20 protein-coding genes are annotated in these 20,191 nt (G+C 71.4%); 12 read left to right on the top strand and 8 right to left on the bottom strand.

Annotated elements, in window-relative coordinates:
- Position 1: 1 nt before the first annotated feature.
- From C6Y14_RS23790 to C6Y14_RS23765, 6 genes are all read right to left on the bottom strand, one after another.
- Positions 2-196 carry a hypothetical protein gene (locus C6Y14_RS23790; RefSeq protein WP_107018929.1) on the bottom strand — a complete coding sequence of 65 codons (195 nt, stop codon included), beginning with the start codon at positions 194-196 and terminating at the stop codon, positions 2-4.
- Positions 197-340: 144 nt separating this feature from the next.
- Positions 341-1,207 (bottom strand): phosphatidylinositol-specific phospholipase C/glycerophosphodiester phosphodiesterase family protein, encoded by an 867-nt coding sequence (locus C6Y14_RS23785; RefSeq protein ID WP_107018820.1) that lies wholly within the window; start codon positions 1,205-1,207, stop codon positions 341-343.
- A gap of 248 nt (positions 1,208-1,455) precedes the next feature.
- Positions 1,456-2,568, bottom strand: coding sequence for an acyl-CoA dehydrogenase family protein (locus tag C6Y14_RS23780; protein WP_107018819.1), 1,113 nt, complete (start codon positions 2,566-2,568; stop codon positions 1,456-1,458).
- Entirely contained in the window at positions 2,565-3,773 is a 1,209-nt protein-coding gene (locus C6Y14_RS23775) for an acyl-CoA dehydrogenase family protein (RefSeq protein WP_107018818.1), read from the bottom strand. Before C6Y14_RS23775 ends, C6Y14_RS23780 begins: the two co-directional genes overlap by 4 nt.
- The gene (locus C6Y14_RS23770) at positions 3,770-4,771 is read right to left on the bottom strand and encodes an NADPH:quinone oxidoreductase family protein (protein WP_107018817.1); all 1,002 of its coding nucleotides are present in this window, start codon (positions 4,769-4,771) and stop codon (positions 3,770-3,772) included. The genes C6Y14_RS23775 and C6Y14_RS23770 overlap by 4 nt, the downstream gene beginning before the upstream one ends.
- Positions 4,772-5,050: 279 nt before the next feature.
- Positions 5,051-5,689, bottom strand: coding sequence for a helix-turn-helix domain-containing protein (locus C6Y14_RS23765; RefSeq protein WP_107018816.1), 639 nt, complete (start codon positions 5,687-5,689; stop codon positions 5,051-5,053).
- Between the two features lie 77 nt (positions 5,690-5,766).
- Here C6Y14_RS23765 and C6Y14_RS23760 point away from each other — a divergent pair, with 77 nt between their 5' ends.
- The 8 genes from C6Y14_RS23760 (at position 5,767) to C6Y14_RS23725 (ending at position 13,815) form a co-directional block, all read left to right on the top strand.
- Complete coding sequence (locus C6Y14_RS23760; RefSeq protein ID WP_225891234.1) at positions 5,767-6,702, top strand: NAD(P)/FAD-dependent oxidoreductase; 936 nt, start codon at positions 5,767-5,769, stop codon at positions 6,700-6,702.
- A 131-nt stretch (positions 6,703-6,833) separates the two neighbouring features.
- Positions 6,834-8,390, top strand: a complete 1,557-nt coding sequence (locus C6Y14_RS23755; RefSeq protein ID WP_107018814.1) for an ATP-dependent DNA ligase — start codon at positions 6,834-6,836, stop codon at positions 8,388-8,390.
- Positions 8,387-8,911, top strand: a complete 525-nt coding sequence (locus C6Y14_RS23750) for an NUDIX domain-containing protein (RefSeq protein ID WP_107018813.1) — start codon at positions 8,387-8,389, stop codon at positions 8,909-8,911. Before C6Y14_RS23755 ends, C6Y14_RS23750 begins: the two co-directional genes overlap by 4 nt.
- A 132-nt stretch (positions 8,912-9,043) precedes the next feature.
- On the top strand, positions 9,044-10,429 hold the full coding sequence (locus C6Y14_RS23745; RefSeq protein ID WP_107018812.1) for an NADP-dependent succinic semialdehyde dehydrogenase: 1,386 nt from the start codon (positions 9,044-9,046) through the stop codon (positions 10,427-10,429).
- A gap of 25 nt (positions 10,430-10,454) precedes the next feature.
- Positions 10,455-10,694 (top strand): DUF6213 family protein, encoded by a 240-nt coding sequence (locus C6Y14_RS23740; RefSeq protein WP_107018811.1) that lies wholly within the window; start codon positions 10,455-10,457, stop codon positions 10,692-10,694.
- Between the two features lie 301 nt (positions 10,695-10,995).
- Entirely contained in the window at positions 10,996-12,060 is a 1,065-nt protein-coding gene (locus C6Y14_RS23735; protein ID WP_107018810.1) for a type III polyketide synthase, read from the top strand.
- 1 nt (position 12,061) lies between these two features.
- Positions 12,062-13,288 (top strand): cytochrome P450, encoded by a 1,227-nt coding sequence (locus C6Y14_RS23730; protein WP_107018809.1) that lies wholly within the window; start codon positions 12,062-12,064, stop codon positions 13,286-13,288.
- Positions 13,285-13,815 (top strand): cupin domain-containing protein, encoded by a 531-nt coding sequence (locus tag C6Y14_RS23725; protein ID WP_225891233.1) that lies wholly within the window; start codon positions 13,285-13,287, stop codon positions 13,813-13,815. Before C6Y14_RS23730 ends, C6Y14_RS23725 begins: the two co-directional genes overlap by 4 nt.
- 121 nt (positions 13,816-13,936) lie before the next feature.
- Here the strand turns inward: C6Y14_RS23725 and C6Y14_RS23720 are convergent, their stop codons facing one another.
- Positions 13,937-15,166, bottom strand: a complete 1,230-nt coding sequence (locus C6Y14_RS23720; RefSeq protein ID WP_107018808.1) for an acyl-CoA dehydrogenase family protein — start codon at positions 15,164-15,166, stop codon at positions 13,937-13,939.
- 169 nt (positions 15,167-15,335) lie between these two features.
- Here C6Y14_RS23720 and C6Y14_RS23715 point away from each other — a divergent pair, with 169 nt between their 5' ends.
- Complete coding sequence (locus C6Y14_RS23715) at positions 15,336-15,980, top strand: TetR family transcriptional regulator (protein ID WP_107018807.1); 645 nt, start codon at positions 15,336-15,338, stop codon at positions 15,978-15,980.
- Positions 15,981-16,220: 240 nt separating this feature from the next.
- Here the strand turns inward: C6Y14_RS23715 and def are convergent, their stop codons facing one another.
- Positions 16,221-16,760, bottom strand: a complete 540-nt coding sequence (gene def, locus C6Y14_RS23710) for a peptide deformylase (protein ID WP_107018806.1) — start codon at positions 16,758-16,760, stop codon at positions 16,221-16,223.
- Between the two features lie 143 nt (positions 16,761-16,903).
- On the opposite strand from def, the gene C6Y14_RS23705 reads away from it, so the two are divergent.
- The 3 genes from C6Y14_RS23705 (at position 16,904) to C6Y14_RS23695 (ending at position 20,081) form a co-directional block, all read left to right on the top strand.
- The gene (locus C6Y14_RS23705) at positions 16,904-18,142 is read left to right on the top strand and encodes a MurT ligase domain-containing protein (RefSeq protein WP_107018927.1); all 1,239 of its coding nucleotides are present in this window, start codon (positions 16,904-16,906) and stop codon (positions 18,140-18,142) included.
- Between the two features lie 19 nt (positions 18,143-18,161).
- The gene (locus C6Y14_RS23700) at positions 18,162-18,890 is read left to right on the top strand and encodes a type 1 glutamine amidotransferase (RefSeq protein WP_107018805.1); all 729 of its coding nucleotides are present in this window, start codon (positions 18,162-18,164) and stop codon (positions 18,888-18,890) included.
- A gap of 165 nt (positions 18,891-19,055) precedes the next feature.
- Positions 19,056-20,081, top strand: a complete 1,026-nt coding sequence (locus C6Y14_RS23695; RefSeq protein ID WP_107018804.1) for a 6-phosphofructokinase — start codon at positions 19,056-19,058, stop codon at positions 20,079-20,081.
- Positions 20,082-20,191 lie beyond the last annotated feature (110 nt).

Here is a 20,191-nt window from a genome sequence, read left to right as displayed (position 1 = left end):
GTCAGGGCCTGAGGCTGCTGACGATGTCGGCCGTCGCCGTCATCCCGTCGTGGATGGTCGGCGCCATGCTCGTGCTCGCGAGATAGAAGCCGAGCAGGACGCAGACCACCGCGTGCGACAGCTTCAGCGCGCCGTTGCGCAGGAAGACCACCGTCAGAATCACGAGCAGCAGCACCACAGAGATGGAAATAGCCACCGTCAACCTCCTCCGCCACGCCACGCCACTCCGCGGCTTTCGGCCGCAAGTGTGGCGTAGCGGAGGGTTCGTCCGTGCGGCTGACGTGTCCGCCGAACGTGTGTTGACTGCGCGTGACGGCGCCGGCCCGGACCCGCGCCCCGGTCACGCCCGCCGGTGGGCGTCCAGGAAGGCTTCCAGGCCCGCGAGGTCGTCGGTGTTGAGGTGGTCGGCGTCCGCGGCGAGCAGTTCGCTCCAGACCGCGTCACGGGCGGGGCCCGCCAGGTCGGGGGTGGCCCAGAAGCGGACCTTCTGCCCCCGCGAGTGCGCGGCCAGGATGATCCCGCGCAGCTTCTGCCGCTCGGCCTCGGGGAACGTGCCGACGCCCTGCCAGGTGAAGTTGAGCGTCCAGTTGTCGCTGATCAGCGGGATGAAGGAGGCCGGGGCCGGGACGGGGGCCAGCAGGTCGAGGAGGCGGCCGTCGTAGAAGGCGTGCCGTACGGTCTGGGCCTCCATGGGTACCCGGGCGGCCCGGTCGCCGGAGATCACGGCCGTCACCGCGCCGGGCTGGACACGGCCCTTGGCGTACGTCGTGAAGAGGTGCCGGTAGCGGCGCAGTCGGCGGTCCAGTTCGAGGTACGTGGCCGAGCCCTCGGTCTTGATGTCGATCAGCAGCTGGAGCGGCTTGCGGTGTCCCCGGTACACCGAGCCGCCGTTGGCCTTCACGCGGGCGGCGAGGGGCTTCAGGTAGAGGGATTCAAGGGTGCGGGCCGGGTCCAGCTCCACCGGGTCGTGGGCGACGAGGAGTTGGCCGTCGACGAGGTAGATGTCGGCCTCGACGCTGCCGAAGCGGTGGCCGAGCGCGTCGAACAGGGGCCGGGGATGGAGGTAGTCGTTGTGGGCGTGGGCACGCCACAGCGGGCGCGGGCGGTGCCTGTCCTCGCTCGCCTGTGCGTACGCGGGCAGGGCGATACCGCCCGCGAGTCCGGCGGCGAGGGTGGTGAGGGCTCTGCGACGGGTGGTGAGGGCCATGTCTGCCTCCCTGGGAATGCCGTACGGGGCCACGGACGCCCCGGGCCGACGAAGTCGGGACTGGGGAGAGTATGCGGCGTGGACATGCCCAAGGAGCAGAGCCGTGCGGGGAGTTGGCCGGACTGCCGTGGTGCGTTCACTTCACCGGCCGACACCTGCACACGAAGGCCCGCTCCCGTCCCCATGAGGCATCCCAGGGGACAGAAGCGGGCCTTCGCGCACTGCGTGCAGGTGAGTCGGCGGGTCGGTCAGGGAGCCTGGAGGTCCACCAGCCCGGCCAGTGCCTCCCGGTGGCTGCCCGCCGTGCCGTACGCGATCGAGTCGGCCTTGGCCCTCTTCAGGTAGAGGTGCACCGGGTGCTCCCAGGTCATGCCGATACCGGCATGCAACTGGAGGGCCTCCTCGGCGGCATGGACGGCGACGGGCGCCGCGTACGCCTGTGCGAGGGCCACCGCCACGTCCACCTCCGTGCTGTCCCCGCTGCCGCCGGCCAGCGCGTCGGCCGCGTTGCGTGCCGCGGCGCGCGTGTGGACGGTCTCCAGCCAGAGCTGGGCGAGCCGGTGCTTGAGCGCCTGGAAGCCGCCGACCGGGCGGTTGAACTGCTTGCGCTCCTTCAGATAGCGGACCGTCTCCGTCAACGACCATTCGGCGAGGCCCAGTTGCTCGGAGGCGAGCAGTCCGGCCCCGGCCCGCAGGGCACGCCGTACGGCGGGGGCGGCGTCGCCGATCCGGCGGGCGGGCACTCCGTCCAGGACGACCGTCGCGACCGGCCTGGTCAGGTCCAGGGACACCTGCGCGGTGACGGTCACGGCGTCCGAGTCGACCGCGTACAGGCCGCCGTCCTCGGCGGGCACGAGCAGTACGTCGGCGGCGGTCGCGTCCGCGATGCCGGTCAACTCCCCGTGCAGGGCGCCGTTCTCGATCCGTACGGTCCGGTGGGCGCCGCCAGGAGCGATGTTCAGGGCGACGGCGAGGGCGCCGATACGGCGGCCGGACGCCAGCTCGGTGAGGAGGTCGTCGGCGCCGCACGCCAGCAGCGCCTCGGTGGCGACGACCGCGCTCGTCAGATACGGCACGGGAGCGACCGCACGGCCCAGCTCCTCCAGGACGACGGCGGCTTCGCGGTGCGTGGCGCCCTGGCCGCCCAGCGCCTCGGGCACCAGCAGACCCGCGAGGCCCATGCCCTCGGCCAGGGCCTTCCACGCCTCGCGGTCGTGCGGGGCACCGGACTCCGTACGGGCGATCACGCCCGCCGGGTCGCAGTGGTCGGCGAGCAGGTCACGGACGGCGGCGCGCAGCGCCTCTTCCTCCTCCGAGTACAGCAGGTCGGGCTGTGCGCGCTGCGTGGTCGTCGGGGTCATCGGGCGAGGTCCTTCCAGGCGACGTCCTTGTCGGTGCGCGGCTCGGAGGGCAGCCCCAGCACGCGTTCGGCGACGATGTTCAGCAGGACCTCGCTGGTCCCGCCCTCGATGCTGTTGCCCTTGGAGCGGAGGTAGCGGTAGCCGGCGTCACGGCCGGTGAAGTCGACCTTGTCGGGCCGGCGCATCGTCCAGTCCTCGTACAGCAGGCCTTCCTCGCCGAGGAGTTCGACCTCCAGGCCGCTGATCTCCTGGTTGAGGCGGGCGAACGCGAGTTTCATGCCGGAGCCCTCGGGGCCCGGCTGTCCCGCGACCATCTGCTGGCGCAGGCGTTCGCCGGTGAGCCTGGCCACCTCGGCCTCGACCCACAGCTTCAGCAGGCGCTGGTGGAGGTCGTGGGTGCGCAGGTCGGGGCGTTCGCGCCAGGTCCTGGAGACCGGGCCGATCATCCCGCCCTCGCGGGGGATGCGCATGCCGCCGATGGAGACCCGCTCGTTCATGAGGGTGGTCTGCGCGACCCGCCAGCCGTCGCCGACCTCGCCGAGGCGGTGTGCGTCGGGGATGCGGACGTCGGTGAGGAACACCTCGTTGAACTCGGCCTCGCCGGTGATCTGGCGCAGTGGCCGCACCTCGACGCCGGGGTCGGTCATGTCGCAGACGAAGTACGTGATGCCGCGGTGCTTGGGCGCGTCCGGGTCGGTGCGGGCGATGAGGATGGCCCAGCGGGCGAGGTGGGCGCTGGACGTCCACACCTTCTGGCCGTTGACCACCCAGTCGTCGCCGTCCCGTACGGCGCGCGTGCCGAGGGCCGCCAGGTCGGAGCCCGCGCCCGGCTCGCTGAACAGCTGGCACCAGACCTCCTCGCCGACCCACAGGGGCCGCAGGAAGCGGTTCTTCTGCTCCTCGGTGCCGTAACCGAGGACCGTCGGCGCGGCCATGCCGAGGCCGATGCCGATGCGCCGCGGGTCGTTGTCGGGAGCCCCCGCGGCCTCCAGCTCGGTGTCCACGACGGCCTGGAGGGAGCGCGGCGCGCCGAGGCCGCCGAGACCCTCCGGGTAGTGCACCCAGGCGAGTCCGGCGTCGAAGCGCGCCTTGAGGAAGTCCACCCGGTCCGTGCTCCCGACCGGGTACGCGGCCAGCAACTCCTGGGTGCGGCGGCGCAGTTCGGCGGCGTCGACCGCTCCGCCCCCGCTCACGGTGTCGGTCATGCGACGGCTCCGTTCCCGTTCGTGCCCTCAAGGGCGGTTCCGAGGGCGGGCAGCACGGTGACGCGGCCCGTGGTGACGCCGTCGGCGACCCGCTGGACGGCGTCGGCGGCACCGGCCAGCGGTACGCGCTCGCTGACGAGCGGCCTGATCGCCCCGCGGGCGGCCAGCTCGGTGAGCTGCTCGTGGCAGCGCAGGACCAGTTTCGGGTCCTTGGTGTTGTAGAGGCCCCAGTGCAGGCCGAGGATCGAGTAGTTCTTCACCAGGGCGTGGTTGAGGCCCGGGCTGGGGATCGTGCCGCTCGCGAAGCCGACGACCACGATCCGGCCCTCGAAGGCGACGAGCTTGGCGGACTGCGTGTAGGCGTCCCCGCCGACGGGGTCGTAGATCACGTCGGCGCCCCGGCCGCCGGTGGCCTCCTTGACGGCGGCGACGACGTCCTCGGCACGCCGGTCCACGACGAGGTCGCAACCCAGCTCGCGGGCGACGGCGGCCTTGTCCGCGCCGCCCACGACACCGATGACGGTCGCCCCCGCCGCCTTCCCGAGCTGCACCGCCGCGCTGCCGACCCCTCCTGCGGCAGCGTGGACGAGCAGCGTCTCGCCGGCTTCGAGCCGGGCCCGGCGGTGCAGGCCGAACCAGCCGGTCTGGTAGCCGATGTGCAGGGCGGCGGCCTCGGCGTCGTCCAGCGCCTCGGGCGCGGGCAGCAGGGCCGCGGCGTCCGCGACGGCGTACTCGGCGAAGCCGCCGTACGGCAGCGCGGGGTTGGCCATGACCCGTCGGCCGTCCTCGATCTCGCCGCAGATCTCCACCCCGGGCGTGAACGGCAGCGGCGGCCTGACCTGGTACTGCCCGCGGCACATCAGGGCGTCCGGGAAGTTGATGTTCGCCGCGCGCACCTTGAGCAGGACCTGGCCGTCACCGGGTACGGGCCGCTCCACCTCCGCGAGCCGCATCACCTCGCCGGGCTCGCCGATCTCGTGCACTTGCCATGCCTGCATGCGGGGCCTCCACGGGACTGTGTCTGTTCTGTTCGCGCCTCGGGGTCAACCGCATACTAAGCGGTCGCTTGCCGTACAGGGAACAGGTGGGGCCGCGCATTCCAGGGCCGAGGGAAACCGCGCACACCCACACCAGCCGACCCCACCCCTTCAAACCCACGACACCCCCACCCCCAAGGGGCGCGGGGAACGGCGCACGCCCACACCAACTGGCCCCACACCTTCAAACCCACCGCACCCCCAACCCCCCAAGGGGCGCGGGGAACGGCGCAACCGACATCAGCCGCCCTGCCCGCCGCCACCCCGCTTCGGCCGCGCCCGCACATGCATCCGCTCCCCCTGCCGGCCGAAGAGGCTCAGGAACTCCACCGGCCCCTCCCCCGTCGACCCGAACCAGTGCGGCACACGGGTGTCGAACTCGGCCGCCTCCCCGGCCCCGAGGACGACGTCGTGCTCGCCGAGCACGAGCCGCAGCCGCCCCGAGAGCACGTACAGCCACTCGTAGCCCTCGTGCGTACGCGGCTCCGGCTCGTCCTTGCGTTTCGGCTCCAGAACCTTGTAGGCCTGCAGGCCGCCGGGCTGGCGGGTGAGCGGCCAGTGCGTACGGCCGTGCATGACGATCGGCTTGGCCGCCCGGACGCGCGGGTCGCCGACCTGCGGCGCCCCGACGAGCTCGTCCAGGGGCACCTGGTGGGCACGGGCGATGGGCAGCAGCAGTTCCAGGCTGGGTTTGCGCAGGCCGGACTCCAGGCGGGAGAGGGTGCTCACGGAGATGCCGGTGGCGGTGGACAGGCCCGCGAGGGTGGCACCACGCTCCTTGCGCACGCGGCGCAGCCGGGGCCCGACCTCCGCGAGGACGCCCTCCGTGTCACGGTCGCCCGGCTCCCCGGGATCTGCGTGGTCCTTGTGCTCACTCATGCCCTTATTGCAGTTTCAGCAAAGCCATTTGTCAATACGGGTGCTGTGGGGCGACCTTCTCGGTGGAGGTGGTCACCGTGACCGATACATACGAAGTGGTCGTCGTCGGCGGGGGCGCGGCCGGACTGTCGGCGGCGCTCGTCCTGGGGCGCGCACGCCGGAGCGTGCTCGTGATCGACGGGGGCGAGCCGCGCAACGCGCCCGCCGCCCATATGCAGGGCTATCTGACCCGGGACGGCATGTCACCGGCCGAGTTCCTGGCCGTGGGACGCGAGGAGATCGCGCGGTACGGCGTCGAGCTCGTCCGGGACCTGGCGGTGGACGTGGCACGGGACGCGGACGGCGAGTTCGACGTGACGCTCGGCGGCGGGCGCCGCGTGCACGGGCGCCGGCTGGTCGTCGCCACCGGCCTCGCGGACGAGCTGCCGGCCGTGCCGGGAGTCGCCGAGCGCTTCGGCCGGGACGTCCTGCACTGTCCGTACTGCCACGGCTGGGAGGTGCGGGACCAGGCCTTCGGCGTGCTGGCGACGACCCCGATGGGCGTACACCAGGCACTGATGGTCTCCCAGTGGTCCAAGGACGTGACCCTGTTCCTGCACACGGTCGCGGAGGAGGAGCTGACGGACGACGATCTGCGCAGGCTCGCGGCGGCCGGGGTCGCCGTGGTGCCGGGTGAGGTCGCGGGGCTCGACGTCGTCGAGGACCGGCTCACGGCGGTCCGGCTGGCGGACGGCACGGCCCACGAGCGCTCGGTGCTGTTCGTGGCACCCCGCCCGGTCCCCCGCACCGGCCTGCTGGAACAGCTGGGCGCCGACCTCCAGGAGACCCCGTTCGGCTCGTACGCCGCGGTCGACCCGACGGGCCTGACCAGCGTGCCGGGCGTCTGGGCGGCGGGCAACGCGATCGGCTTCGGCGAGCAGGTGGTGAACGCGGCGAGCGGCGGCTACCGCGCCGGGGCCACGATCAACGGGGAACTGCTGTTCGCGGACCTGGACGCGGCGGTACGGGTGTAGCGGCGGCACGCCCGAGCATGCCGGTACGAGCCGCCCGAGCATGCCGGTACGAGCCCGTCGGTGCCCGCCCGGGCGTGGCGGACCGGCTCCGCCCAGGTGTAGAGCGGGCGTCTCCGTAGCACGATGACTTCATGCTGCTGTCCCGGCTCGCCAACGTGTCCCAGGAGGTCGCCGCCACCTCGGCGCGGTCCCGGAAGGTCGCTCTGCTCGCGGAGCTGTTCCGGGACGCGGAGGCGGACGACGTACCGATCGTCATCCCCTATCTGGCGGGCCGCCTGCCCCAGGGGCGGCTCGGTGTCGGCTGGAAACTCCTCGGCGCGTCCGTCCCGCCGGCCGGGGAGCCGAGCCTGACCGTACGGGAGGTGGACGGCCGGCTGACGGCTCTCGGCGCCGTCTCCGGCACCGGCTCGCAGGCGGAACGGGCGCGACTCGTCGGGGAGTTGATGGGCGCGGCCACCGAGCCCGAGCAGAGGTTCCTGCGCGCGCTGATCGGCGGCGAGGTGCGGCAGGGCGCCCTCGACGCCGTCGCGGTCGAAGGGCTCGCCCGGGCGACGGACGCGCCCTCAGCGGACGTACGCAGGGCCGTGATGCTGGCGGGTTCGCTGCAGACCGTGGCCGAGCGGCTGCTCGCCGACGGTCCGGAGGCCCTGGAGGCGTTCCGGCTCACCGTCGGCCGTCCCGTCCTGCCGATGCTGGCGCACAGCGCCCCCTCCGTCGCCGAGGCGCTCGACAAGCTCGGCGCCTGCGTGGTGGAGGAGAAGCTCGACGGCATCCGCGTCCAGGTCCACCGCGACGGCGACGAGGTACGCGTCTACACCCGCACCCTCGACGACATCACCGACCGGCTGCCCGAAATCACACGCTCCGCAAGGGAGTTGAAGGTCGATCGCTTCATCCTGGACGGTGAGGTGATCGCGCTCGACGAGAACGGGCGGCCCCGGCCCTTCCAGGAGACCGCGGGCCGCGTGGGCTCCCGGGTGGACGTGGCGACCGCCGCCGAGGCCGTGCCCGTCTCCCCCGTCTACTTCGACGCCCTGTCCGTGGACGGCCAGGATCTGCTGGACCTGCCGTTCACCGACCGCCACGCGGAGCTGGCCCGGCTGGTCCCCGAGCCGATGCGCGTGCGCCGTCTCCTCGTGCCGGATCCCACCGACGAGCCGGCGCGGGCCGCCGCCGAGCGGTTCAGCACGGACACGCTCGCGCGCGGCCACGAGGGTGTCGTCCTCAAGTCCCTGGACGCCCCCTACAGCGCGGGCCGGCGCGGCGCCTCCTGGCTGAAGGTCAAGCCCGTCCACACCCTCGACCTGGTCGTGCTGGCCGCCGAGTGGGGCAGCGGGCGGCGCACCGGCAAGCTCTCCAACCTGCATCTGGGCGCCCGCAGACCGGACGGCACCTTCGCCATGCTGGGCAAGACGTTCAAGGGCCTCACCGACGTGATGCTGGCCTGGCAGACCGAGCGCCTCCAGGAACTCGCCGTCGCCCCCGTGGAGGAGACCGGCTACGTGGTGACCGTCCGCCCGGAACTGGTCGTGGAGATCGCGTACGACGGTCTGCAGCGCTCCACGCGCTACCCGGCGGGCGTCGCCCTGCGGTTCGCCCGGGTCGTGCGCTACCGCGAGGACAAGACACCCGCGGAGGCGGACACCGTCGAAACGGTGCTCGCCGCGCATCCGGGGGTCGCCGCATGACCCGGGCCGGCGCCGCCGCGAAACGCAGCGCGGGCCTGCTCCTGTTCCGCCGTACCGGCAGTACCGGCAGTACCGGCAGTACCGGCAGTACCGAACAAGGCGACCACGGCATCGAGGTGCTGCTGGGTCACATGGGCGGCCCGTTCTTCGCGCGGCGCGACGCCGGGGCGTGGACCGTACCGAAGGGCGAGTACGAGCCCGACGAGCCGGCCTGGGACGCCGCCCGCCGCGAGTTCCAGGAGGAACTGGGCCTGCCCCCGCCCGACGGCGAGCCCGTCCCCCTCGGCGAGGTCACCCAGACGAACGGCAAGATCGTCACGGTCTGGGCCGTCGAGGCGGACCTCGACCCGGCGGCCATGGTCCCCGGCACCTTCTCGATGGAGTGGCCCCGCGGCTCGGGCCACATCCAGGAGTTCCCGGAACTGGACCGCGTGGAATGGCTGGACCCTGCCCGAGCCAGAGCGGTCCTGATCAAGGCCCAGACGGAGTTCCTGGACCGCCTGGAAGCACATATGCGCTGACGAGAGGGGCACGCGTCCCTGCGGGGGCGCCCCGATGGGGGCGCGGGGCTGCATCGATATGCGGCTCCGCCGCGGGGCGCGCTCAGCCACGACGGACCCGCACCCGACATACGACTTCAGGAGGCCAGCACGATGCCCATCGCAACAGTGAACCCGGCAACAGGCGAAACCCTGAAAACCTACGACGCCCTCGGCGAGGAAGAGATCGAACACCGCCTCGCCACCGCGGAGGCCGCGTTCAAGACGCACCGCACCACCTCGTTCGAGGAGCGCTCCCGGCTGATGCACCGCGCGGCGGACCTCCTGGAGGCCGACGCACCGGACATCGGCCGGACGATGACCACCGAGATGGGCAAGCCGGTCAAGCAGGCCCGCGCCGAAGCGGCGAAGTGCGCGAAGGCGATGCGCTGGTACGCCGACCACGCCGAGGAACTCCTCGCCGACGAGGAGGGCGCGAAGAACGACGCGGAGGACTCCGGCGCCTCCCGCGTCCTCGTGCGCTACCGCCCGCTCGGCCCGGTCCTCGCCGTCATGCCCTGGAACTTCCCGCTCTGGCAGGTCGTCCGCTTCGCCGCGCCCGCGCTGATGGCGGGCAACGTCGGACTGCTCAAGCACGCCTCGAACGTTCCGCAGACCGCCCTCTACCTGGAGGACCTGTTCCGCCGGGCGGGCTTCGCGGAGGGCTGCTTCCAGACGCTGCTCGTCGGCTCGGGCGCCATCGAGGACATCCTGCGCGACCCGCGGATCAAGGCGGCCACCCTGACCGGCAGCGAACCTGCGGGCCGCGCGGTCGCCTCGGTCGCCGGCGACGAGGTCAAGAAGACCGTCCTGGAGCTGGGCGGCAGCGACCCGTACGTGGTGATGCCGTCGGCCGACATCGACAAGGCGGCGAAGACGGCGGTGACGGCCCGGGTGCAGAACAACGGCCAGTCCTGCATCGCCGCCAAGCGGTTCATCGTCCACACCGACGTCTTCGACGCCTTCGCCGAACGCTTCACCGAGGCCATGAAGGCCCTCACGGTGGGCGACCCGCTGGACGAGGACTCCGACGTCGGCCCGATCGCCACCGAGCAGGGCCGTGACGACCTCACGGAACTCGTCGACGACGCCGTCGAGAGCGGCGCGACCGTGCTGTGCGGCGGTGAGCGGCCCGACGGGGACGGCTGGTACTACCCGCCGACCGTCCTCGCCGACATCACGCCCGAGATGCGTATCCACCACGAGGAGGCGTTCGGCCCGGTCGCCACGCTCTACCGCGCCGCCGACCTCGACGAGGCGGTGGCCATCGCCAACGACACGCCGTTCGGGCTGAGTTCCAACGTCTGGACCCGCGACGAGGCCGAGACCGACCGTTTCGTACGGGATCTGGAGGCCGGCGGTGTCTTCTTCAACGGGATGACCGCGTCCCACCCGGCGTTCCCGTTCGGCGGGGTCAAGCGGTCCGGCTACGGGCGTGAGCTGTCGGGCCACGGAATCCGAGAGTTCTGCAACATCACCACCGTATGGCACGGGGCGTGAGCCTTCCGCGGCTACGATTCCCGGTGTGAACCGCGAAGTGACCCTGCCTCTGATCGTCGACGACCGCGGGACCCTGCAGGTGGCTGCCGCCGATGTGAGCAAGCTGCTGCGCACGATGGGGGGGCGGTGGCTGCATCTCGTCGAGGCCGGGGAGGACGGGCTCGACGAGGACACGGTTGCTGCGCTGACCATCGAGCTGGCGAAGCTTGCTGATCGCATTGATGTGGCGTGCATTGCGCACAGCAGTGGGGGTGCCTCCGGCTGAGGGGGGTCTTCAGGTCGTCGGCACGCTGCGGGTGCGTGGGGGCTGGCCGCGCAGTTCCCCGCGCCCCTTCAGGGCGGAAAGACTGCGCCGTTCCCCGCGCCCCTTGAAGGCAGAAGATTGCGCCGTTCCCCGCGCCCCCCAAAAAGCGAAAAGACTGCGCCGTTCCCCGCGCCCCTGATCGTGTGTGTCCCCGGTCTGGAGTAGTCCGGCGCGATAAACGGGACTTCTCGGGTGATTGTGGTGGGACCACCCTTCCGTCCGGGAGAGGGAGTTCCCGGCGGGCGAGAGAAGGCGCAGGCACATGGCGACTTTGTGCAGACCCGCGGTCTCTGTTCCGGAATACGTGATCACGATGGAGGAGACGCTTGAGCTGGCGCGCTCCCGCCACCCCGATCACCCCCAACTGCCGCTCGCGCTGCGGCTGATCGAGAACACCGGTGTACGCACCCGGCACATCGTGCAGCCCATCGAGGAGACCCTGAAGCACCCCGGCTTCGAGGAACGCAACAAGGTGTACACGGCCGAGGCGAAGGCCCGTGTGCCGGCCGTCGTCCAGCGCGCGCTCGACGACGCGGAGGTGCTGGCCACCGACATCGACGTGATCATCTACGTCTCGTGCACGGGCTTCATGATGCCGTCGATGACGGCCTGGCTGATCAACTCCATGGGGTTCAGCAGCGACACCCGGCAGATACCCATAGCGCAGCTGGGCTGCGCCGCCGGGGGCGCCGCGATCAACCGGGCACACGACTTCTGCACGGCCTACCCCGAGGCCAACGCGCTCATCGTGGCCTGCGAGTTCTGCTCGCTGTGCTACCAGCCGACCGACCTCGGCGTCGGCTCCCTGCTGTGCAACGGGCTCTTCGGCGACGGCATCGCCGCCGCGGTGGTCCGCGGACAGGGCGGCGAGGGCATCCGGCTGGAGCGCAACGGTTCGTACCTGATCCCCAAGACCGAGGACTGGATCATGTACGACGTGCGGGCCACCGGCTTCCACTTCCTGCTGGACAAGCGGGTGCCGGCCACCATGGAACCGCTCGCTCCCGCCCTGCACAACCTGGCTGGGCTGCACGGCTGGGACGCCTCCGACCTGGACTTCTACATCATCCACGCCGGGGGTCCGCGGATCCTCGACGACCTCAGCAAGTTCCTCCAAGTGGCACCGGAGGCCTTCCGGTTCAGCCGGGCGACGCTCACCGAGTACGGGAACATCGCCAGCGCCGTCGTCCTGGACGCACTGCGCAGGCTGTTCGACGAGGGGGGCTCCCATCACAAGGCGCGCGGCCTGCTCGCCGGCTTCGGGCCGGGGATCACCGCCGAGATGGCGCTGGGCCGCTGGCACCGCACGAGCGAAATGACGGCGTGACATGACCTCTGACCTGACCCTGAACCAAGAGACCGCGGCAGCGCCCCCGGTACGGCACTGGCCCGCCCTGGACCTGACCGGGGTCGACTTCGACCCCGTCCTGTCCGAGCTGATGCGCGAGGGCCCCATCAACCGCATCCAGCTGCCCAACGGCGAGGGCTGGGCCTGGCTGGTCACGCGCTACGACGACGTACGGCTGGTGACGAACGACCCCCGGTTCAGCCGGGCGAAGGTCCTCGGCCGGCAGGTCACCCGGCTGGCGCCGCACTTCATCCCCGCGCCGGGCGCGATGAGCTTCGTCGACAAGCCCGACCACGCCCGGCTGCGCAGGGCGGTGAACGCGGCGTTCACCTCGCGGGGTGTGGAGCGTCTGCGCGCGAACGCCCAGCAGACCCTCGACACCATGGTCGACGAGATGCTCAGGGACGGCCCTCCGGCCGATCTGATCGACCGGGTCCTGGCCCCCTTCCCCATGACCGTCATCTGCGAGCTGATGGGGGTCCCGGCCGACGACCGGCAGACCCTGCACACCTGGACGCAGTCGATCCTCTCCTCCAGCCAGGGCGCCCAGGCCAGCGAACGGGCCAAGCGGGACATGGAGGTGTACTTCGCCAAGCTGATCGCCGAGCGTCGCGGCGCCACCGGCGAGGACGTCACCTCGCTGCTCGGCGCGGCGGTCGGCCGGGGCGACATCACCGAGGAGGAGGCGGTGGCGCTCGCGGGTCCGATCCAGATCGGCGGCGAGGCCGTCACCAACAACACCGGGCAGATGCTGTACATCCTGCTGACCAGGCCGGCGCTGTTCGACCGGCTGCGCGACGAGCCGGGACTGCGCCCGCAGGCCCTCGACGAGCTGCTGCGGTACATCCCGCACCGCAACGCCGTCGGGCTCTCCCGGATCGCCACGGAGGACGTCGTCCTGCACGGCGTACGGATCAGGAAGGACGACCCGATCTACGTGTCCTACCTGGCCGCCAACCGGGACCCGGACGTCTTCCCCGACCCCGACCGGATCGACTTCGACCGGGCCGCCAACCCGCATGTGGCGTTCGGGCACGGTCCGCACTACTGCGTGGGCGGCATGCTCGCCCGCCTGGAGTCGGAGCTGATGGTGAACACGCTCCTGGACCGGATTCCGACGCTGCGGCTGTCCGTCTCGGCGGACGAGGTGCCGTGGCGGCGCGGCGCGCTGATCCGCGGGCCCGAGGCCCTGCCCGTCACCTGGTGACCGCGCTCACGCCGCCCGAGGGTCTGCTGGTGCCACCGGGGCACGGCCGTACGGTACGGACTCCGGCCCAGCACGTGACCTTCAAGGTGACCGGTACGCACTCCCGGGCGGCGTCCAGCTTCGAGGTCGTCGTGCCGCCGGGCTTCGACGTCGGCGCGCACGTCCACGCGCGCAGCGAGGAGCTGTTCTACGTCCTCGAAGGGGAGCTGGACGTGCTCGCCTTCGAGCCGCTGGTGCGGACGCGGGACAACTGGCAGCGGTGGGAGTCGGGGTCGGGCAACCGGGTGGTGCGGGCGACGCCGGGGACGGTGATCGTCGTGCCGCCGGGGTGTCCGCACGCGTTCGCGAACCCTACGGACAGCCCGGCGAAGATGTTCTTCCAGGCGTCGCCGCCACCGGATCACGAACGCTACTTCGACGAGCTGCTCCGCATTCTTGACGCGGGGGGTTCGCCGGACGTGGCGGCGATCGCCGAGCTGCGGTCGCGCTACGACATCGAGCAACTGACGCCGTTGCGCCACGGATGAGCGTCCGCTCGCCGGCACGGTGCAGGCCGGTGGGGGTCGCCCGCGCAGTTCCCCGCGCCCCTAGGTACCTAGGGGCGCGGGGAACTGCGCGACCGGCCACGACGGCGCCGCACCCGACGAATCACCGGATCGGCATGCCGGACAGCGTGCGGGCGATCACCAGCCGCTGAATCTCACTCGTGCCCTCGAAGATCGTGTAGATCGCCGCATCCCGATGCATCCGCTCGACCGGGTACTCCCGGGTGTACCCGTTCCCGCCGAGGATCTGGATCGCCTGCCCGGTCACCTTCTTCGCCGTCTCGCTGGCGAACAGCTTCGACATCGACCCCTCGGCCGACGTGAACTGCTTCCCGCTCACGGCCATCCAGGACGCCCGCCACACCAGCAGCCGCGCCGCGTCGATCGACGTACGCATGTCGGCGAGCTGGAAGGCGACACCCTGGTTGTCGATGATCGGCCGCCCGAACTGCTCGCGGGTCTTGGCGTAGTCGAGGGCCACCTCGTACGCGGCCCGCGCGGTGCCGACCGCCATGGCGCCGACCGCCGGGCGGGAGGCCTCGAACGTGGCCATCGCCGCGTTCTTCAGGCGCTCGCCACCCCCCGCCTTCGCTCGCTCACGGGCCCGGGCGAGGCGCTCGTCGAGCTTCTCCTTGCCGCCGAGGAGGCAGGAGCCGGGAACGCGGACGTTCTCCAGGACGACCTCGGCGGTGTGCGAGGCGCGGATGCCGTGCTTCTTGAACTTCTGCCCCTGCGACAGACCGGGCGTGCCCAGCGGGACGATGAAGGACGCGTGGCCCTTGGAGCCCAGCTCGGAGTCCACGACCGCGACGACCACGTGGACGTTGGCGATGCCGCCGTTGGTCGCCCAGGTCTTCGTACCGTTGAGGACCCACTCGTCCTTGGCCTCGTCGTACACGGCGCGTGTGCGCATCGAGGCGACGTCGGAGCCGGCGTCGGGCTCGGAGGAGCAGAAGGCGGCGACCTTGACGTCGTTGGCGTCGCCGTACATCTGGGGGATCCAGGTGCCGATCTGCTCCTCGGTGCCGTTGGCGAGGACGCCCACCGCGGCAAGGCCGGTGCCGACGATCGACAGGGCGATGCCCGCGTCGCCCCAGAACAGTTCCTCCATGGCCATGGGGATGCCGAGGCCGGTGGGGTCGAAGTACTGCTGGGCGTAGAAGTCCAGGGAGTAGATGCCGACCTTCGCGGCCTCCTGGATGACCGGCCAGGGAGTCTCTTCCCGCTCGTCCCATTCGGCGGCCGCGGGGCGGATCACGTCGGCGGCGAAGCCGTGGATCCAGTCCCGCACCTCCTTCTGTTCGTCGTTGAGCTCCATGGTGAACTCGGCCATGTCCCCTCCAGCGCTGCACTCACGTGTTACTTGCGGTAACGGTAGCCTGTTACTGGTCAGTAGTAAAAGTCAACTCCCCGTTCCAGGTCGGCAGCCCGTTCGAGGCGGGGTCGGCGCATGGTGTTACGTTGCGCAGGCGTCACCGAATCAGCACGGGTGGGGAGAGATCATGGACACCACACAGCGGACCGATCAGCAGAGGTCCGCCGACCGCCGACGGCGCGAGCTGTTGGAGGCCGCCGACCGGGTGGTGCTCCGAGACGGCCCGGGCGCCTCCATGAACGCCATCGCGGCGGAGGCGGGCATCACCAAGCCGATCCTGTACCGCCACTTCGGCGACAAGGGCGGACTCTACGCGGCCCTCGCCAAACGGCACACCGACGCCCTCCTCGGAGCGCTACGCGCCGCGCTGGACGCGCCCGCCGAGCGCCGGGAGCGGGTGGAGGCCACGCTCGACACGTACCTCGCGGCGATCGAGGCCCGCCCGCAGGTGTACCGCTTCCTGATGCACCCCTCCGAGGGCGGCCCGCAGAACGACCAGGGCTTCGACATGGGCGCGTACTCGTTCCCCCTCCTGCGCCGCATGGGCGAGGAGTTGGCCGACGTCATCGAGGAGCGCGTCGATCTCGGCCCGAACAGCCAACAGTTGGCCCGCGTCTGGGGCCACGGCATCGTCGGCATGATGCACGCGGCCGGCGACTGGTGGCTCGGCGAACGCCCCTGCGCCCGCGCGGAGCTGGTCCAGGCCCTGGCCGACCTCCTGTGGGGCCGCCTGGCAGCAGCGGGCGACAAGGCGGGCGGCCCGGGTTTCTGACCGACGTTCGTTTCTCGGGGACCGCGGGCCGTTCAGAGGCGCGGGCCGGTGGGGGTTGCTCGCGCCGTTCCCCGCGCCCCTGAAAAGCGGGGCTCCGCCCCGGCTTTACCCTTCAGGGCCGCGGGAAACGGCGCAATCCTTTGCCCTTAAGGGGCGCGGGGAACGGCGCAGTCTTTTGCCCTTAGGGGCGCGGGGAACTGCGCGACCAGCCACGACGGACCCGCACCCGACAACGCACCCTCAGCGCCCCCAACCGGCCCGCCCCGCTTGCCAAAGCACCTTCCGCCGACGCCACCCCGTGACCCGGTCCACATACAACCCACCGTCAAGGTGATCGCACTCATGCTGAAGGCACCGGGCGAACCACCCACTCCCATGCACCCGCACAGGCGTCCCGTCCAGGGACACCCCCTCCACCACCGCATGGTCGAACCGCTCGGTACCCGCCTCAAGCCCCGGCAGCGACAGACACCCCTCGGGCCCCCGCAGCACCACCCCGTCCGCCGCGACCAGCCGCGGGTTCACCACATGTCCCACATGCCGGACGTCGTCGTCATCGGGACAGTCGTACACGAAGACCCGCAACGACTCCCCGACCTGGTTCGCGGCCAGCCCCACCCCCTGCGCCGCGTACATCGTCGCGAACATGTCCTCGACGAGTCGCGCCAGTTGAGGACCGAACTCCTCAATGTCTTCACACCGTGTGTGCAACACGGGGTCGCCGAGCAAAGACAGAGGTAGGACGCGCCCTCGGGCGCCGGGGATCGAGCCGTGTCGCATGGCGGCAAGGGTACGGTCCTCAATGCCGCGCCCCCGACGGAGTGGTGCCGCGGTTCGGGCCTGCGAGTGGATCTCGATAGGCTGAGGGCCAGACGTTGCCGGGGGCAGTGCGCGGCGCCGTACGCAAGGAGGATCGGGAACTGATGGCAGGCAACTCGGACCCGCTGTCGCCGCGGGCCAAGCTCGCCGTGACAGCGGGCAAAGCGGTCGCGGCGGCATCACGTGCCGCGGGCCGCGGCAGCGGATCGGTGATCGGCGGCCGGGTCGCGCTCAAACTCGACCCCGACCTGCTGGCGAGGCTCGCCCAGCACCTGGACGTCATCCTGGTGTCGGCGACCAACGGCAAGACCACCACGACGCGGCTGATCGCCGAGGCGCTGCGGGCGGCGGGTCCCGTCGTCTCGAACGCGCTGGGCGCGAACATGCCCGCGGGCATCACCTCGGCGCTGGCAGGCGGCTCCGACTCGCGGTTCGCCGTCATCGAGGTCGACGAGAAGTATCTGTCCGGGGTGGCGCGGGACACGGATCCCAAGTGCATCGCCCTGCTCAACCTCTCGCGCGACCAGCTCGACCGCGCGGCCGAGACCCGCATGATGGCCGAGCACTGGCGTGAGGGCCTGGCCGGCTCCAAGGCGGTCGTGGTCGCCAACGCGGACGACCCGCTGGTCGTCTGGGCCGCGTCCTCCTCGCCGAACGTGGTGTGGGTGGCCGCCGGCCAGATGTGGAAGGACGACGCCTGGTCCTGCCCGTCGTGCGGCGGCGTGATGCAGCGCCCCGGCGACGACTGGTTCTGCGGCGACTGCGGTTTCCGCCGTCCCACGCCCAGCTGGGCGCTCTCCGGGGACCACGTCCTGGACCCGCACGGTTCGGCCTGGCCGATCCACCTCCAGCTGCCGGGCCGCGCCAACAAGGCGAACGCCGCCTCGTCGGCCGCCGTCGCCGCCGTCTTCGGCGTACCGCCGCAGGTCGCCCTGGAACGCATGTACCAGGTACAGGCCGTGGCCGGACGCTACGACGTCGTGCAGTTCATGCAGCGCGACCTGCGTCTACTGCTCGCCAAGAACCCGGCGGGCTGGCTGGAGACGTTCTCCCTGATCGACCCGCCGCCGACCCCGGTGATCCTGTCGGTGAACGCGCGCGGCGCCGACGGTACCGACACCTCCTGGCTGTGGGACGTCGACTACACCCGGCTCACCGGTCACCCGATCTTCGTGCTGGGCGACCGCAAGCTGGACCTCGCCGTTCGTCTGGAGGTCGCGAACCAGCAGTTCCAGGTCTGCGAGAACCTCGACCAGGCCGTGCAGCAGGCGCCGCCCGGCCGTATCGAGGTCATCGCGAACTACACCGCTTTCCAGGACCTGAGGCGTCGTGTCGGCAACTGAACCCCGGAGGACGAAGAGAATGAGTGACAACAGCCTTCGGCTGGTGTGGATCTACCCGGACCTGCTGAGCACGTACGGCGACCAGGGCAACGCGCTCGTGGTCGAGCGCCGGGCGCGCCAGCGCGGTCTGGACGTGGCCCGTCTCGACGTACGCAGCGACCAGCCGATCCCCACCTCCGGCGACATCTACCTCATCGGTGGCGGCGAGGACCGGCCGCAGCGGCTCGCGGCGGAGCGGCTGCGCCGCGACGGCGGTCTGCACCGCGCGGTCGGCAACGGCGCGATCGTGTTCTCGGTGTGCGCGGGCTACCAGATCCTCGGCCACGAGTTCATCAACGACCTGGGCCAGCGCGAGCCCGGCCTCGGTCTGCTCGACGTGCACTCCACGCGCGGCGAGGGCGAGCGGTGCGTCGGTGACGTACTGGGCGACATCGACGCGCGCCTCGGTCTGCCGCCGCTGACCGGCTTCGAGAACCACCAGGGCATCACGCACCTGGGCCCCACCGCCCGCCCCTTCGCGAACGTGCGCCTGGGCAAGGGCAACGGGACGGGCGACGGCACGGAGGGCGCGTACAACGACACGGTCTTCGGGACGTACATGCACGGGCCCGTGCTGGCCCGTAACCCGCTGATCGCGGATCTGCTGCTCAAGCTGGCGCTCGATGTGAACGCGCTGCCGCCGATCGACGACCGGTGGTACGAGGCGCTGCGGAACGAGCGCATCTCGGCTGCTCAGCAGCCTGCCTGAGCCTGCCGGGACAGCCCATCCGGTGACGTGCCCGCACAGGTGAGCGGGCACGTCCAGCAGGCGGACGCACAGTGCGGAGCCGCCCCCTGCCGCCGGTAGGGTGGCGGCGTCCTGCCGGACAGCGTGGTCCGGTTCCCGGTCCACGTTGAGAAGGTATTCCGGACTATGCGCATTGGTGTCCTCACGTCCGGTGGCGACTGCCCCGGTCTGAACGCCGTCATCCGGTCCGTCGTACACCGCGCCGTCGTCGACCACGGCGACGAGGTCATCGGCTTCCGGGACGGCTGGAAGGGCCTCCTCGAAGGCGACTACCTCAAGCTCGACCTCGACGCGGTGAGCGGCATCCTGGCTCGCGGCGGCACGATCCTCGGTTCCTCCCGGGTCCAGCCCGCGCATCTGCGCGACGGTGTGGAGCGGGCCAGGGGCCATGTCGAGGAGCTGGGACTCGACGCGATCATCCCGATCGGCGGCGAGGGCACGCTCAAGGCCGCCCGCCTGCTGTCGGACAGCGGTCTGCCGATCGTCGGCGTGCCGAAGACCATCGACAACGACATCGCCGTCACGGACGTCACCTTCGGCTTCGACACGGCCGTGGGCGTCGCTACCGAGGCCCTGGACCGGCTGAAGACCACCGCCGAGTCCCATCAGCGCGTCCTGATCGTCGAGGTCATGGGCCGCAACACCGGCTGGATCGCGCTGCACTCCGGTATGGCCGCGGGCGCCCACGCGATCGTCGTACCGGAACGGCCCTTCGACATCGCGGAGTTGGCCGCCAAGGTCGGTGAACGCTTCTCCGCGGGCAAGAAGTTCGCCATCGTCGTCGCCGCGGAGGGTGCGAAGCCCCGCGAGGGCACGATGACGTACGACGAGGGCCGTAAGGACGTCTACGGGCACGAGCGGTTCGCGGGCATCGCCCGGCAGCTCTCCATCGAGCTGGAGGAGCGTCTCGGCAAGGAGGCCCGGCCGGTGATCCTCGGGCACGTCCAGCGCGGGGGGACGCCGACCGCGTACGACCGGGTGCTCGCGACGCGGTTCGGGTGGCATGCGGTGGAGGCGGTGCACCGGGGTGAGTTCGGGCACATGACCGCTCTGCGCGGCACTGACATCGTGATGGTGTCGCTCGCGGAGGCGGTCGAGACGCTGAAGACCGTGCCGGATTCGCGGTACGCGGAAGCGGAGACCGTGCTCTGACGCGCAGCCGGAAGAGCTGGGGGGCGCGGGTGGTTCGTAGGCTGCGGGTCGCACGTGGCTGAGCGCGCCCACGCGGCGGAGCCGCAAATCGATACAGCCCCGCGCCCCTG

The sequence above is a fragment of the Streptomyces dioscori genome (assembly GCF_003024195.1).
Taxonomy (GTDB): Bacteria; Actinomycetota; Actinomycetes; order Streptomycetales; family Streptomycetaceae; genus Streptomyces; species Streptomyces dioscori.
This window is presented reverse-complemented; position numbering and strand designations above follow the sequence as displayed.

Coding starts and splice junctions, on each gene's coding strand:
- C6Y14_RS23785 (WP_107018820.1), bottom strand. CDS start 1,207: ATGGCCCTCACCACCCGTCGCAGAGCCCTCACCACCCTCGCCGCCGGA.
- C6Y14_RS23780 (WP_107018819.1), bottom strand. CDS start 2,568: ATGACCCCGACGACCACGCAGCGCGCACAGCCCGACCTGCTGTACTCG.
- C6Y14_RS23775 (WP_107018818.1), bottom strand. CDS start 3,773: ATGACCGACACCGTGAGCGGGGGCGGAGCGGTCGACGCCGCCGAACTG.
- C6Y14_RS23770 (WP_107018817.1), bottom strand. CDS start 4,771: ATGCAGGCATGGCAAGTGCACGAGATCGGCGAGCCCGGCGAGGTGATG.
- C6Y14_RS23765 (WP_107018816.1), bottom strand. CDS start 5,689: ATGAGTGAGCACAAGGACCACGCAGATCCCGGGGAGCCGGGCGACCGT.
- C6Y14_RS23755 (WP_107018814.1), top strand. CDS start 6,834: ATGCTGCTGTCCCGGCTCGCCAACGTGTCCCAGGAGGTCGCCGCCACC.
- C6Y14_RS23750 (WP_107018813.1), top strand. CDS start 8,387: ATGACCCGGGCCGGCGCCGCCGCGAAACGCAGCGCGGGCCTGCTCCTG.
- C6Y14_RS23745 (WP_107018812.1), top strand. CDS start 9,044: ATGCCCATCGCAACAGTGAACCCGGCAACAGGCGAAACCCTGAAAACC.
- C6Y14_RS23735 (WP_107018810.1), top strand. CDS start 10,996: ATGGCGACTTTGTGCAGACCCGCGGTCTCTGTTCCGGAATACGTGATC.
- C6Y14_RS23730 (WP_107018809.1), top strand. CDS start 12,062: ATGACCTCTGACCTGACCCTGAACCAAGAGACCGCGGCAGCGCCCCCG.
- C6Y14_RS23720 (WP_107018808.1), bottom strand. CDS start 15,166: ATGGCCGAGTTCACCATGGAGCTCAACGACGAACAGAAGGAGGTGCGG.
- C6Y14_RS23715 (WP_107018807.1), top strand. CDS start 15,336: ATGGACACCACACAGCGGACCGATCAGCAGAGGTCCGCCGACCGCCGA.
- def (WP_107018806.1), bottom strand. CDS start 16,760: ATGCGACACGGCTCGATCCCCGGCGCCCGAGGGCGCGTCCTACCTCTG.
- C6Y14_RS23705 (WP_107018927.1), top strand. CDS start 16,904: ATGGCAGGCAACTCGGACCCGCTGTCGCCGCGGGCCAAGCTCGCCGTG.
- C6Y14_RS23700 (WP_107018805.1), top strand. CDS start 18,162: ATGAGTGACAACAGCCTTCGGCTGGTGTGGATCTACCCGGACCTGCTG.
- C6Y14_RS23695 (WP_107018804.1), top strand. CDS start 19,056: ATGCGCATTGGTGTCCTCACGTCCGGTGGCGACTGCCCCGGTCTGAAC.